12 protein-coding genes are annotated in these 14713 nt (G+C 59.1%); 9 read left to right on the top strand and 3 right to left on the bottom strand.

The genetic code is table 11. The features are described from left to right. The first annotated feature begins 123 nt into the window (after positions 1–123). The gene (locus tag A0251_RS14685; RefSeq protein WP_062817596.1) at positions 124–1749 is read left to right on the top strand and encodes an NAD+ synthase; all 1626 of its coding nucleotides are present in this window, start codon (positions 124–126) and stop codon (positions 1747–1749) included. Between the two features lie 161 nt (positions 1750–1910). Here A0251_RS14685 and A0251_RS14680 read toward each other — a convergent pair whose 3' ends face one another. After that, positions 1911–2726 carry an outer membrane protein assembly factor BamD gene (locus tag A0251_RS14680; protein ID WP_062817595.1) on the bottom strand — a complete coding sequence of 272 codons (816 nt, stop codon included), beginning with the start codon at positions 2724–2726 and terminating at the stop codon, positions 1911–1913. Positions 2727–2807: 81 nt separating this feature from the next. Here A0251_RS14680 and rluD point away from each other — a divergent pair, with 81 nt between their 5' ends. From rluD to clpB, 4 genes are all read left to right on the top strand, one after another. Continuing rightward, entirely contained in the window at positions 2808–3785 is a 978-nt protein-coding gene (gene rluD, locus A0251_RS14675; protein WP_062817594.1) for a 23S rRNA pseudouridine(1911/1915/1917) synthase RluD, read from the top strand. Positions 3786–3805: 20 nt separating this feature from the next. After that, positions 3806–4204, top strand: coding sequence for a hypothetical protein (locus A0251_RS14670; RefSeq protein ID WP_062817593.1), 399 nt, complete (start codon positions 3806–3808; stop codon positions 4202–4204). A gap of 17 nt (positions 4205–4221) precedes the next feature. After that, positions 4222–4968 carry a peptidoglycan editing factor PgeF gene (gene pgeF / locus A0251_RS14665; protein ID WP_062817592.1) on the top strand — a complete coding sequence of 249 codons (747 nt, stop codon included), beginning with the start codon at positions 4222–4224 and terminating at the stop codon, positions 4966–4968. Between the two features lie 286 nt (positions 4969–5254). Continuing rightward, positions 5255–7840, top strand: coding sequence for an ATP-dependent chaperone ClpB (clpB, locus tag A0251_RS14660; RefSeq protein ID WP_062817591.1), 2586 nt, complete (start codon positions 5255–5257; stop codon positions 7838–7840). Positions 7841–7883: 43 nt separating this feature from the next. On the opposite strand, the gene A0251_RS14655 is transcribed toward clpB, so the two are convergent. Continuing rightward, complete coding sequence (locus A0251_RS14655) at positions 7884–8345, bottom strand: DUF4124 domain-containing protein (protein ID WP_062817590.1); 462 nt, start codon at positions 8343–8345, stop codon at positions 7884–7886. Positions 8346–8824: 479 nt separating this feature from the next. Between A0251_RS14655 and A0251_RS14650 the strand changes: the two genes are divergently transcribed. Together A0251_RS14650 and ilvN are read left to right on the top strand one after the other, a co-directional pair. Next, positions 8825–10546 (top strand): acetolactate synthase 3 large subunit, encoded by a 1722-nt coding sequence (locus A0251_RS14650; RefSeq protein ID WP_062817589.1) that lies wholly within the window; start codon positions 8825–8827, stop codon positions 10544–10546. Then, positions 10546–11037, top strand: coding sequence for an acetolactate synthase small subunit (gene ilvN, locus A0251_RS14645; protein ID WP_062817588.1), 492 nt, complete (start codon positions 10546–10548; stop codon positions 11035–11037). The genes A0251_RS14650 and ilvN overlap by 1 nt, the downstream gene beginning before the upstream one ends. A gap of 210 nt (positions 11038–11247) precedes the next feature. On the opposite strand, the gene ilvY is transcribed toward ilvN, so the two are convergent. Beyond that, positions 11248–12132: an HTH-type transcriptional activator IlvY gene (ilvY, locus tag A0251_RS14640; protein ID WP_062817587.1), complete on the bottom strand. Its 885-nt coding sequence runs from the start codon at positions 12130–12132 to the stop codon at positions 11248–11250. A gap of 166 nt (positions 12133–12298) precedes the next feature. Here ilvY and ilvC point away from each other — a divergent pair, with 166 nt between their 5' ends. Further along, positions 12299–13315 carry a ketol-acid reductoisomerase gene (gene ilvC / locus A0251_RS14635; RefSeq protein WP_062817668.1) on the top strand — a complete coding sequence of 339 codons (1017 nt, stop codon included), beginning with the start codon at positions 12299–12301 and terminating at the stop codon, positions 13313–13315. Between the two features lie 96 nt (positions 13316–13411). After that, positions 13412–14191 carry a CDP-diacylglycerol--serine O-phosphatidyltransferase gene (pssA, locus tag A0251_RS14630; RefSeq protein WP_062817586.1) on the top strand — a complete coding sequence of 260 codons (780 nt, stop codon included), beginning with the start codon at positions 13412–13414 and terminating at the stop codon, positions 14189–14191. The last annotated feature ends 522 nt before the right edge of the window (positions 14192–14713 follow it).

The following is a 14713-nucleotide window of genomic DNA, read 5'->3' as shown; positions in this document are numbered from 1 at the left end:
AGAATGACTACACATCACCGTCGCGGGCTGGCGAAAAAATTGCCTCCGGCGCGGCTGCGTATAGACCCCAAGCAGGTTCTAAAGAGTACAATCAGCGCTCACTTGAGGAAAGGCCGGTTAACCATGCGGATTATTATGGCCCAGCAGAATGCGCTGGTGGGCGACATTGAGGGCAATGCCCAACGGGTAATCGATGCGGCGGACGAGGCTCGTCGTTTGTTGGGTGCGGATCTGGTGCTGTTTCCGGAGCTGATGCTGACCGGCTATCCCCCGGAGGATTTGCTGTTGCGCCCCAGTCTCAACAGCCGCGTGGATGCGGCCCTGGAAACGATCGGGCAGCAGGTCAGTGTGCCGGTGGTGATCGGCTATCCTGCGGTACGGAATGGGCAGCGCCGAAATGCCGCCGGGGTAATGTTCCCGGGGGAGAGTCGCCCCCGTCATGAGTATTTCAAGCAGCATCTGCCCAACTACCGGGTGTTCGACGAAAAACGCTATTTCCAGCCTGGCTCCGAAGCCTGCACTTTTGAGCTGGATGGCTGGACCCTGGGCCTGACTATCTGCGAGGACATCTGGCATAGCGGGCCGGCCGCCCAGCTGCAGCAACAGAATGTGGATCTGGTGCTTAATCTGAACGCCTCACCTTTCCGGGCCAACAAGTTCCAGGAGCGCCTTGAGCAGGTAGAGGCCCGCAGCCGTGAAACCGGCCTGCCCATCCTGTATTGCAACCTGGTGGGGGGGCAGGACGAGCTGGTCTTTGACGGTGCTTCCTTCGTCTGTGATAGCCAGGGGCGGCGCTGTATACAGGCTGCCAGCTTTGCCGAGGCTCTGGTGCCGGTAGACCTGCAAGGCCAAGACGGACACTGTGAGCCCATGGGTGAGCAGCTTCCGCTTCCCGGCCTGGAGGAGAGCCTTTATCAGGCGTTGGTGCTGGCAACCCGGGACTACGTGAACAAAAACGGTTTCAAGGGGGCCCTGTTGGGCTTGTCCGGTGGCATTGATTCGGCACTCACCCTGGCTGTGGCGGTGGATGCGCTTGGCCCGGAGCGGGTGGAGGCTGTGATGATGCCGTTCCGCTACACCTCGGCCATGAGCCTGGAGGACGCGGAGAAACAGGCCAAAACCCTGCGGGTTCACTACCGGGTGCTGCCCATTGAGCCCGCGTTCAATGGGTTTATGGATATCCTCAGTGAGGCATTCGCCGGTCAGCAGAAGGATACCACCGAGGAGAACCTGCAGGCCCGTTGCCGCGGAGTCCTGCTGATGGCGCTTTCCAACAAAAACGGTTCTGTGGTTCTGACCACCGGGAACAAGAGCGAAATGGCGGTGGGTTACGCCACGCTCTACGGCGATATGGCCGGTGGTTTCTCGGTACTCAAGGATGTCTTCAAGACCATGGTTTACCGCCTGGCAAACTGGCGGAACCAGCAAGCCGGTGTGGAAATTATCCCGGAACGGGTGATCACCCGCCCGCCTTCTGCCGAACTGGCCCCGGATCAGGTCGACAGTGATTCATTGCCGGATTACGACGAGCTGGATGCGATTCTCGAGCGCTACGTGGAGCAGGATATGAGTGCGGAAGCGGTGATCCGGGATGGGTTTGACCGGGAGAATGTCTATCGGGTCGTCAAGCTAACCGACCGTAATGAATACAAGCGGCGGCAGGCCGCCGTGGGCCCCCGAGTCAGCCGTCGCGCCTTCGGCAAGGATCGGCGCTACCCGATTACCAATGGCTGGCGCCCTGGGGACTGAAAATAGTTGGACGTTTAACGTTCAACCTTGAAAAGCGGTTAGCCCTGCGGGTTCCTGAAAGCAAAGAGGCCGCGCCCAGGCTATGGGCGCGGCCTCTTGTGTTTATAAAGCAAAAAGCTCGGTCCGCGCTTTTCGACGGTGAACGTTAAACTTTCAGCTCATTACAGCAAATCAAACGTCAGCAGGCTCAGCAGCCCATCATCCTCGTCCGGCCACCAGGCCAGATCCACGCGTTTTTCATTGTCCAGAAAGGTGCTGTCCGGCCAGTTCAGGGCCAGAACCTTGCGGCTCTTTTCCGCCAGTTCCGGTTGCTTCAGACGCTCGTAGCCCTTCGTCATGATGGCAAGCGCCTCGGGTACCGCTGGGGTTTGCTGGAAATGCTTGACCACATACTGGGCCCGATTGATGGAGGCGATGACTGCGCCGCGGCGGGCATAGTAGCGGGCCACATGCAGCTCCTGGCGGGCCAGCTGGTTGCGGATATGCACCATCCGTGAGCGGGCATCCGGTGCATACTCGCTGTCCGGGAAGCGGTTTACCAGTCGCTCGAAATCCCGGAATGCATCCTTGGCCGCTCCCATATCCTTGCTGGATTTGTCGGAGCTGACCATATTATCGAACAGGCCTTTTTCCATATTGAAATTGGCCAGCCCACGCATGTAAATCGCATAGTCCATGCGTGGATGCGCTGGATAATTGCGCATAAAGCGCTGGGCCGCGACCACGGTGGCCGGGTAATCCACCGCCCGGTACTGGGCGTAGATCAGGTCCAGGGCGGCCTGTTCCGCGAAATCGCCGTAGGGAAAACGGGCTTCCAGCTCCTTGAGCTGGTCAATGGCGGTCAGATAGTTCTTTGACTCCAGCGACTCGCTGGCTTCCCGATACTGGTCTACCTCGGTCAGCTCCGGGCGCTCCTTGTTGCTGGCGCAGCCGGCGAGTAGCAGCAGGCACAGTAGTGGCCATAAAAGACGTGGCATTCTTCCCTCGTTAAGCGGTTACAATACAGGCTTCAGAGCCTTTGAATAATTCAGACTCGGCATTTAAACACAGGTTGCACTATGGGACATCTTGGCGGCGAGAAAATTCAGCGTAGCGAGCAGGTACGCGCAGATCAGGCGGGGCAGCGGGTCGATCAGGCCGCCGCCGAGCTGTTTGAGGGATTTTCCCGTTCCCGGCTACAAGGCTGGATCAAGGACGGGGTGCTGACCGTCAACGGAGGCAAAGCCAAGCCCAAGGATAAGCTGATTGGCAATGAGTGCCTGGCGCTGGAAGTGGAAATCGCCCCGGAACTGGACGATCTGCCCCAGTCCATTGAGCTGGATGTGGTCTATCAGGACGACGACTTGATCGTGATCAACAAGCCCACCGGGCTCGTTGTGCACCCGGCAGCGGGCCACGCGGATGGCACTCTCCTCAATGGCCTTCTGCACCTGGATGAACGGCTCAACAGTCTCCCCCGGGCAGGCATTGTGCACCGACTGGACCGGGATACCACCGGCCTGATGGTGGTGGCCCGGTCCCTGGAGGCGCATCAGAGCCTGGTGGCGCAGTTGCAGGACAAGAGCCTGTTTCGCCAGTACGAAGCCATTGCCGTGGGCGTGATGACCGGCGGCGGCAAGGTGGACGCACCGATCGGTCGCCACCCGGTGGACCGGAAGAAACAGGCGGTCGTAAGGCACGGAGGTAAGGAAGCGGTCACTCACTACCGGGTTCTGGATCGTTATCGGGCCCACACTCGGATCAAGGTGCAGCTGGAAACCGGCCGAACGCACCAGATCCGTGTGCACATGGCCCATCGCAACTATCCGCTGGTGGGCGATCCGCTCTACGGTGGCCGCCTCAAGCAGCCCGCCGGTGCCAGCGAGGCCCTGCGCGAAGCCCTGCGCCGTTTTCCCCGCCAGGCCCTGCATGCGAGAAAACTCGGCTTGATTCATCCGGCCACGGGGGAATACTGTGAATTCGAAGCGCCGCTGCCCGAAGATATGCAGGCGTTGATTCGGGTACTGGAACAGGACGCACGGCCCAACGAGCAATAATACTTCAAGGACGAAGTCGAATGATGAAGACCGTTAATCTTGTGGCGGGGGGGCTTTCCCTTGCCCTGTCGGGTTGTATCAGTACCTATCATGCCTGGGATGGAACCAAAGGGTACCAGGAGGAACAGCTTGAGGAGCGTCAGTACAGGATCAGTTATGTGGCCGAACAGGCCACCCGCTGGGACTGGCTGGATGATTATCTGAAACGGCGTTGCCAGGAGCTGGCAGGTTCGCATGTGGCATTAATGTCGGATATCACGCACGACACCCATACCGTGACGGCAATGTCATCCGTTGCGGTTGGAGCGCCAGTGATAGCCGGCGGGAATGACTTTGGCGGTGTGATGATGCCGGTAACGTCGGCGCCCCATGAAGTTGTCTTTAATCTGAAAAAAGCCGAAGGACGTTGCTCTTTCTGAGTGACCTGGAGTGAAGGATGGCCCTTCCCGCCCGAACACAGTGGCTGTGGCCCCGCTGGCAACCGCACCCGGCAGTGCGCGTGGCAGTGACCACCCGTGCCGGCAGTCACTCTCCGCCCCCCTGGAATGGCTTCAATCTGGGCATGAACTGCGGTGATCAGCCCGCTCGGGTGGAGCAGGCCCGTCACCATGTGGAGAAACTGCTGCAGGCGGATCATCCGGTGGCCTGGTTGAAGCAAGTCCACGGCAAACGGGTGATCCGCGCAGAGGATGCTGACAATGAGGCCGATGGGGTCTGGACGGATCAGCAGCGCTGGCCCTGTGTGGTGCTCACCGCCGACTGCCTGCCTGTGTTGCTGGCGCGAACCGACGGCAGTGCGGTGGCGGCGGTGCATGCGGGGTGGCGAGGCCTGCAGGCGGGCATCATTGCCGAGGGAGTGAGCAGGATTGCCCCGAAGGGTGAGCCGGTCAGTGCCTGGCTGGGCCCGGCGATCTGTGGCAAATGCTACCAGGTGGGTGACGAGGTCTACCGGGCCTTTGTGGATACCCAGGCAGATTTTAAAGATGCCTTTCATGCAGATGCGACCCCCCACCATTGGCGATTTTCCGTTGCCCAGGCGGCCATGATTGAACTGGCTCGTCTGGGCGTGGAGGACGTACAGGGCGGGGAGCTTTGCACCGCCTGTGATCTCAAGCGTTTCTATTCCTACCGTAAAGAAGGCGACACGGGTCGGTTTGCGTCACTCATTTGGCTGGACCCATAAAAGAGCAGTGAAGAGTTAATAGTGAACAGTGAATAGTTCGCGATCCGGGGTGAATTGATTCTGAAACGCAAGAGGCCGCGCCCAGGGTTTGGGCGCGGCCTCTTGCGTTTCAAAAACAGAAAAGCGGCCTCGCGTCGCTGTTAACTGTTCACTATTAACTCTTCACTGCTCTTGAATATGGCCCAATCGGACCCATTTAGAGGTCAGATGACAAGTAACCGGTGATCGTGGCTGGCTTGCCGACAGGGGGCTGGAGCGCGGATCACAACCGGAAAGGAGAGCCCGAATGCGAATGGATAAACTCACCGCACGCCTGCAGGAAGCCCTGTCTGACGCGCAATCCCTGGCCGTGGGGCAGGGCAACAGCACCATAGAGCCCGTTCACCTGATGCTGGCACTGATGCAGCAGCAAGGCGGTGCGGCCCGCCCCTTGCTGGAAAAAGCCGGCGCCAACGGGGCAGATGTGATTACTGCCCTGAACATGGCGGTGGACAAGCTGCCCACGGTCAGTAATTTCACCGGCGATGTGCAGATGGGCCAGGCCACCGGCCGTTTACTCAACATGGCCGACCGGGAAGCCCAGCAGCGTGGAGATCAATATCTGTCCACCGAGGTGGTGTTGCTGGCGGCCTGTGATGATAACGGTGAGCTTGGCAAGCTGATGAAGAATGCCGGTATCACCAAGAAGACACTGGCGGAGAAAATTGCGCAGGTACGGGGTGGCGAAGCGGTGAACGATCCCAATGCGGAGGACAAGCGCGAGGCGCTGGACAAATATACGGTCAATCTGACCGAACGGGCCGAGTCCGGCAAGCTCGACCCGGTGATCGGTCGTGACGATGAAATCCGCCGGACTATTCAGGTATTGCAGCGTCGTACCAAGAACAACCCCGTCCTCATTGGTGAGCCCGGTGTGGGCAAGACCGCCATTGTGGAGGGGTTGGCCCAGCGTATTGTCAACGGAGAGGTGCCGGAAGGGCTGAAGGACAAACAGGTGCTGTCTCTGGACATGGCGGCCCTGATTGCCGGTGCCAAATATCGCGGCGAGTTCGAGGAGCGTCTCAAGGCCGTGCTCAACGAGCTGGCCAAGCAGGAAGGTCGTATTATCCTCTTCATTGATGAGTTGCACACCATGGTCGGCGCCGGCAAGGGAGAGGGCTCCATGGATGCGGGCAACATGCTGAAGCCGGCCCTGGCCCGGGGCGAGCTGCACTGTGTGGGCGCCACCACGCTGGATGAATATCGACAGTACATCGAAAAGGATGCGGCCCTTGAGCGTCGCTTCCAGAAAGTGCAGGTGGATGAGCCCAGCGTGGAAGATACCATCGCCATTCTGCGCGGTCTGAAAGAGCGTTACGAGGTCCACCACGGTGTGGACATTACCGACAGCGCCATCATTGCCGCGGCCAGGCTCAGCCATCGCTATATCACGGATCGGCAGCTGCCGGACAAGGCCATTGACCTGATCGACGAGGCCGGTAGCCGAATCCGCATGGAAATCGATTCCATGCCGGAAGAGATGGACCGTCTTGATCGCCGGCTGATCCAGCTGAAAATGGAGCGCCAGGCGCTGCGCAAGGAAGAGGATGAAGCCAGTCGCAAGCGGCTGGAAAAACTGGAAGCGGATATCGACGAACTGGAAAAACAGTACGCCGATCTGGAAGAGATCTGGCAAGCAGAAAAAGCCGCCTTGCAGGGAGCCCAGGAATACAAGGCAGAACTGGAACAGGCCCGTGTCGAGCTGGAACAGGCCCGTCGCGCCGGAGATCTGAATCGCATGTCCGAGCTGCAGTACGGGGTTATCCCGGAACTGGAGAAGCGGGTGCAGGCGGCCCAGGACCAGGAAGAGCAGCAGTCGCAGACCGAGAACCAGTTGCTGCGCAACAAGGTGACCGATGAGGAAATCGCCGAGGTGGTTTCCAAGTGGACCGGGATTCCTGTTGCCAAGATGCTGGAAGGCGAGAAAGACAAGCTGTTACGCATGGAAGAGGCCTTGCATCAGCGGGTGGTCGGCCAGGCGGAGGCAGTGGAAGCGGTCGCCAATGCGGTGCGTCGCTCCCGGGCCGGGCTGTCCGATCCCAATCGCCCCAATGGCAGCTTCCTGTTCCTCGGCCCCACCGGGGTGGGCAAGACCGAGCTTTGCAAGGCGCTGGCCAACTTCCTCTTTGATACCGAAGAGGCCATGGTGCGTATCGACATGTCCGAGTTCATGGAGAAACACTCCGTGGCGCGGCTGGTGGGTGCCCCTCCAGGCTACGTAGGTTACGAAGAAGGTGGCTACCTGACCGAAGCGGTGCGTCGCAAGCCTTACTCCGTGGTGCTGCTGGATGAAGTGGAAAAGGCGCACCCCGATGTGTTCAACATCCTGTTGCAGGTGCTGGACGATGGTCGCCTGACCGATGGTCAGGGCCGTACCGTGGATTTCCGCAACACCGTGGTGGTGATGACCTCGAATCTGGGCTCCGACCTGATCCAGAAACTGGCTGGAGACAACGATTACGAGGCCATGAAATCAGCGGTCATGGAGGTGGTGGGTAACCACTTCCGCCCGGAATTCATCAACCGGGTGGACGAGACCGTGGTGTTTCATCCGCTGGCCAAGGATCAGCTCAAGGGTATTGCCGGCATTCAGTTGGATTACTTGCGTAAGCGGCTGGCTGAGCGGGATATCCGCCTCGAGCTCAGCGATGCGGCGCTGGATAAACTGGTGGAAGCTGGCTTCGACCCGGTCTATGGTGCCCGGCCCCTGAAGCGGGCCATCCAGCAGCAGCTGGAGAACCCGCTGGCCCAGGCCCTGCTCAGGGGAGAGTTTGGTCAGGGAGACACCATTTCCATCGACGTGCATGAGGACCGCTTCACTTTTGAGCGGTGAGAGCGGTGTCCAGTGAGCCCTGGGAGGCAGGGCTCACTTACCCTTAATTCTGGTTGCACTTTTCCAGGGCTTCCTGGCTGCTCTGAATCATCTTTTCTCTTGCTTCCTGGTCCAGAACTTCCAGTTCGCCGGTCTCCGGATTCTTGCTTCGCACAATGGGCTTGTTCTTCAGGGTTTCCAGATTTTTACGGTGTTGTTCGCAGCGCTCCTTGACGACTTCGTCGGGCTCTGACTGGAGGCGCTCGGCCTCCCTGGCTGCTTGGGCAGCCTCTTCTTTGGCATCTTGCCGCGCATTCCGCTTCGCATTCAGGGCCTCCAGTTCGCGGTCCTGATCGGAGCTCGCATTGGCGCGGGTGTTCACTTCCGTGGAGACGACCCCTTGTGGCGGGTTGGCCCCGTAGTGGGTCACGCCATCCTCGTCGACCCATTTGTGGAACTTGGCCGCCGAACCGGCGCTGGCAAGGGTGAGCAGGGCACTGCCAAGCAACAGGCTGAATTTGTTCATAATGTTGGTCTTCTTTTCGGGTTGTCTTTTCGGCTCGTACTTTAGCATGACTGTTGAGGGGGATTTTCTGCAACCCAAACCCGACCAAGGGCTTTGAATCGACGCACATTTCTGACAAAATTGAGCCTTTCCGGAGATCGGGACCCGCATTTGCTTACCGGTAAATGTGAGGCCGGGACCCGGGGCACCGTTACCGCGATGTCCTGCCAGCAGTATCACTGCACTCTCGTCCCGCTGTGGGAGCCTCCGGAGGTTTCTCATTCCTATTTAGCGGGAGTAATCCCTCTTCAGGTTTGCAGTGCCTCCGTGTCGCCCTCCCAGCCTGCGTTCGTGTCGGCCACCTCCGACAGGGCCCAAGAGCACCCAAATCCGGTGTTTTACCCGCAGGCAGCAAGTTAGCAGGCTGTTCAACAGCCTGCCAGAACCCCGTCCCGCTGCACGGCAGTGGGTTGTATGCATTCTGATTTGAGGTAGCAACCGTGGAAATGTTATCCGGCGCGGAGATGGTGGTCCGTGCGCTGCAAGACGAGGGAGTGGAGTACATCTTCGGGTATCCCGGGGGGTCCGTACTGCACATTTACGATGCATTGTTTCAGCAGGACAAGGTCAGCCACATTCTGGTTCGCCACGAGCAGGCGGCCACCCATGCGGCGGACGGTTATGCCCGTGCCACCGGCAAGCCCGGCGTGGTGATGGTGACCTCGGGTCCCGGTGCCACCAATGCCATTACCGGCCTGGCGACGGCGTTCATGGATTCCATCCCCATGATCGTTCTGTCTGGTCAGGTGCGCTCCGACTGGATTGGCGATGACGCCTTCCAGGAAACCGACATGATCGGCGTGTCCCGTCCGGTGGTGAAGCACAGCTTCATGGTCCGCGATGCCAAGGACATTCCGGAGATCATGAAAAAGGCGTTCTACATTGCCACCACCGGCCGTCCCGGCCCGGTACTGATCGATATTCCTAAGGATCAGACCGCGCCGAACGTGAAGAACCCTTACGAGTATCCGAAAAAGGTCAAGATGCGTTCCTATGCGCCGGTCAGCCGTGGCCACTCCGGCCAGATCCGCAAGGCAGTGGAAGAGCTGATGAAAGCCAAGCGCCCGGTGATCTATGCGGGTGGCGGCGTGATCCAGGGCGAGGGTAGCGAACTGCTGACCAAGCTGGCCCACCGCTTGAACTTCCCGGTAACCAATACCCTGATGGGGCTGGGCTGCTTCCCGGGCACGGATCCGCAGAATGTGGGCATGCTGGGCATGCATGGCACCTATGAAGCCAACATGACCATGCACAGCTCCGATGTGATTCTCGCGGTGGGGGCTCGCCTGGACGACCGGGTGACCAACAACGTGAAGAAATTCTGTCCGGGTGCCAAGATCATCCACATTGATATCGACCCGGCGACTATCTCCAAGAACATTATGGCGCATATCCCCATCGTGGGGCCGGTGCACCAGGTGCTGGAAGAGATGTTGTCGGCTCTGGATGAGCACGGTGGCGAGCCGGACCAGAAGGCGCTGGAGCGCTGGTGGGAAGAGATTGAAGGCTGGCGCAAGGTTCACGGCATGCGCTATGAGACCAATGAAAATGGTCCCATGAAGCCCCAGCAGGTGGTGGAAGCCCTTTACAAGGCCACCGGTGGTGACGCCTATGTGACCTCGGATGTGGGCCAGCACCAGATGTTTGCCGCCCAGTACTACAAGTACGACAAGCCCCGTCGCTGGATCAACTCCGGTGGCCTGGGAACCATGGGCTTCGGTCTGCCGGCGGCCATGGGCGTGCAGTTCGCGTTCCCGGACGCCACCGTGGCCTGTGTCACTGGTGAAGGCTCCATCCAGATGAACATTCAGGAGCTCTCCACCTGCCTGCAGTACGGCCTGCCGGTGAAGATCATCAACATCAATAACCAGGCCCTGGGCATGGTGCGTCAGTGGCAGGACATGCAATACGGTGGCCGCCACAGCCAGTCCTACATGGAGTCCTTGCCGGACTTTGTGGCCCTGGCGGAAGCCTACGGCCATGTGGGCATGAAGGTGACCAAGTTTGAGGACCTGGAAGGGGCCATGAACGAAGCCTTTGCCCTGAAAGATCGCCTGGTATTCATGGATATCTATGTGGACCCCACCGAGCACGTGTACCCGATGCAGATTGCAGACGGTTCCATGCGCGACATGTGGCTGAGCAAGACGGAGCGGACCTGATGCGTCGAATTATCTCTATTCTGATGGAAAACGAGCCGGGCGCACTGAGCCGGGTGATCGGTCTGTTCTCCCAGCGGGGCTACAACATCGAAAGCCTGTCGGTGGCGCCCACCGAAGACAGCACCCTGTCGCGCCTGACCCTGACCACTTTTGGTAATGATCTGAAGATCGAGCAGATCACCAAGCACCTGAACAAGCTGATCGAGGTGGTTAAGCTGGTGGATCTCACCGAAGGGGCGCACATCGAGCGCGAGCTGATGCTGATCAAGGTAAAAGCCACCGGCGCCCAGCGTGCCGAGGTAAAGCGCAGTGTGGATATCTTCCGCGGCCAGATCGTGGATGTGACCAGCACCGTCTATACCATTCAGCTCACGGGTGCTTCCGACAAACTGGACGCCTTTATCGGTGCCATCGGGGAGACCCAGGTACTGGAAGTGGTGCGTTCCGGGGTATCGGGGATTTCCCGCGGCGAAAAAGTGTTGAGCCTGTAAGAACACTCGATGCCTGACGCCAGACAAAAAAAACCGCTCTTCGGAGCGGTTTTTTTGTGGGGGGATAACTGCCTGTGGTTGAGTCGCGAGTTACGAGAAGCGAGTTGCGAAAGGCAAAGACTTGGGCTTTGCTCTTCGAAACTCGAAACTCGAAACTCGAAACTCGAAACTCGAAACTCGAAACTCGAAACTCGAAACTCGAAACTCACCCTATTCCGGTAGCTGCGACCAGAAGGCTTGAATCAGCGGCTCTTCCCGCCGTCTCTCCTGAGTAAACAGGCCCACCTCATAGGGTGCCAGCGCCGGCTGAACATCCAGGGGACGGGTGCGGCCGGCCAGGGGGCTGTTGTCCAATACGATTTTCGGCACGATACCCACCCCGAAGCCCAGGCTCACCATACTGACGATGGCCTCATTGCCACCCACCTGGGCATAGATATGCGGCTTGACGCCCAGTTGTCGAAACCAACGGTCCACCCGTTCCCGGGCCAGGCCTTCCTCGGAAAGGATCATGGGAACATCTTCCCAGGCAGCTTTAGTCGCGCTGCCGCTGAGCCGTTCCGCCAGTTGGGCCTGCCCGGCCTGGGCAATAAACAGTAGCGGAGAGCGGGCGATGGGGCGGAAGGCAATGCCTGCGGGAAGGTGATCCGGCCTGGCACCGATGGCGATATCTTCCTCGCCGTACTGGATCCGTTGCACCGCCTGGGCCGGGTCACCGGTATGCAGCTTCAGTTCGATGCGTGGGTACTGGTGGCGAAAGCTGCTGAGAATATCGTAGAGAAAGCTGTAGCTGGCGGTCACCGAACAGTACAGGCTCAGCTCCCCCTGCAGCACCCGCCGGTCTTCTTGCAGGGCGTGACGCAGGTTGTCCCATTGCATCAGGGTATTTCGGGCGTATTCCTGAAAGCGTTGTCCTTCCCGGGTGAGAGTGACGCTGCGATTGTCGCGGTAGAACAGCGGCACGCCCAGCTCATCTTCCAGTTGCTGGATGGTACGGCTGAGCGTGGACGGGCTCACATGGCACATGGTGCTGGTGCGCCCGAAATGCAACGTGTCCGCCAGGGTCAGGAACAGGCGGAGCGGCTTGGTATCCATGGATGGCTATATCACTCGGTATTGCGGTAAATGAAATGCAATGTTTCAAATATATCATTTTACGCAATGCGACGGATAGCCTAGAGTGGCGGGCCTGTCCGGGCAGGTTCCCTGTGTGCCTGTCCGTCACCGATTTCCGATATCTGAAAGAGCCAGAGCTATGAGCATGCAAGTGTATTACGACAAGGATTGCGACCTTTCCATCATCCAGGGCAAGAAAGTGGCCATCATCGGTTACGGCTCCCAGGGCCACGCCCATGCCTGCAACCTGAATGATTCCGGTGTGGACGTGACTGTCGGTCTGCGCCCGGGCTCTTCCTCCATCGCCAAGGCTGAAGCCCATGGCCTGAAAGTGAGCGATGTGCCGTCTGCTGTCGCTGCCGCTGACGTGGTAATGATCCTGACCCCGGACGAGTTCCAGTCCCAGCTGTACCGTGAAGAAATCGAGCCGAACCTGAAAGAGGGTGCCACCCTGGCGTTCGCCCACGGTTTTGCTATCCACTACAACCAGATCGTTCCCCGTGCCGACCTGGATGTGATCATGATCGCCCCGAAAGCGCCGGGCCACACTGTGCGCACCGAGTTCACCAAGGGGGGGGGTATCCCTGACCTGATCGCCATCTTCCAGGATGCTTCAGGCAACGCCAAGAATGTGGCTCTGTCCTATGCGTCCGGCGTCGGCGGTGGCCGTACCGGTATCATCGAAACCACCTTCAAGGACGAGACCGAAACCGATCTGTTCGGTGAGCAGGCCGTTCTGTGTGGGGGTGCGGTCGAGCTGGTGAAAGCCGGTTTCGAAACCCTGACCGAAGCGGGCTACGCCCCGGAAATGGCCTACTTCGAGTGTCTGCACGAGCTGAAGCTGATTGTTGACCTGATGTACGAAGGCGGTATCGCCAACATGAACTACTCCATCTCCAACAACGCGGAGTATGGTGAGTACGTGACTGGCCCGGAAGTGATCAACGACGAATCCCGTGCGGCCATGCGCAACGCCCTGAAGCGCATCCAGAGCGGCGAGTACGCCAAGCAGTTCATCTCTGAAGGCGCCCTGAACTACCCGTCCATGACGGCTGCCCGTCGCAACAACGCGGCGCATCCCATCGAGCAGGTAGGTGAGAAACTGCGCGGCATGATGCCCTGGATCCAGGCAAACCAGATCGTCGACAAGAGCAAGAACTAAGCGCTTGCACGGATCATCAAAAAACGCGGCTTCGGCCGCGTTTTTTGTTTACGGTCACTGCGTTAGACTAGTCACACCCAATTTGGATGGACCACCATGCAGGACAACGACAAGACAACGACCCCGGAGCAGCCAGAAACCTTTGAGGTGGTGGAGGCCGAGCACCGTACCGGCGCCCGTCACAAGGGGGTTTACCTGCTGCCGAACCTGTTTACCACCGGTGCCCTGTTCGCCGGCTTCTATGCCATCGTGGCGGCCATGAATGGCCTGTTCGAGCATGCAGCCATCGGTATTATCGTGGCGGGCATCCTGGACGGCCTGGATGGCGGAGTGGCCAGGCTCACCAATACCCAGAGCAAGTTCGGTGCGGAGTACGACTCCCTGTCTGACTGCGTTGCCTTCGGGGTGGCACCGGGACTGGTGGCCTATTCCTGGGGGCTCTCGGAGCTGGGCAAATTTGGCTGGATGGCCGCCTTTATCTATGTGGCCTGCGCGGCATTGCGTCTGGCCCGCTTCAATGTGCAGGCAGAAAGCACTGACAAGCGCTTCTTCATCGGTCTGCCAAGCCCCACCGGGGCCGGCCTGGTGGCAACGCTGGTGTGGCTGGGGGCCAGCCGGGGCATAGACGGTAATGATATCTCCTGGATTGTGGCGCTGGTGGTGGCGGGTGCGGGTCTGCTGATGGTGTCGTCGGTGAAGTACCACTCCTTCAAGGAGCTCCATATCGGTCGGGTTCCGTTCAAAGTGTTGCTTGGGGTTATCGTGGCCTTCGCGATTGTCTTCCTGGATCCGCCCCTGGTGCTGCTGACGGTGGCCATTGTCTATGTGGTGGCGGGGTTGCTGATGAGCCTGTGGCGGTTACGCAAGGCGGATTGAGTTTCCCGCAAGATTCCGAAGGGCGCCGAAATGGCGCCCTTTTTCATGCCGGGAGCCAGGCAGGCGGGAGGTGAGTGCATTTTTTTGCTCGTGGCGAGCCTTTGATGGTGAGTTTCTCTGTCCCCAGGGTAGAAAAGAAAGGGAGTGGGGCGAATTCATACCTGCGGGCGGCTGGAGAAAGTGCCGATAAGCAAATGAAACTGCTCAAGAAACCACCGTAAACAGGGGTTTTCGCTGGTTTTTTGCTCGCCATGCCTAAAAGGTGACCGTTTGATAAAAAAGTGATGAAAAAAGTGTTGACGGTCCCCGGGAAATCTCTAGAATGCGCCCCCACAGAGACGGCGGACACGGCAACACGCCAAGGACGCAGTCAGGAAGCCAAGGCTTCCAAGCTCTTTAACAATCAGGCAAGCAAACGTGTGGGACCTGTTCGGGACGATGTCTTTACAGATAATCAGTTCTGAACGAGTCAACAAAGTTTTTGTTAATTCAGATGATGAACTGAGCATGGTTTAAGTGCGC

It is taken from the genome of Alcanivorax sp. NBRC 102024, assembly GCF_001602235.1.
Taxonomy (GTDB): Bacteria; Pseudomonadota; Gammaproteobacteria; order Pseudomonadales; family Alcanivoracaceae; genus Alcanivorax.
This window is presented reverse-complemented; position numbering and strand designations above follow the sequence as displayed.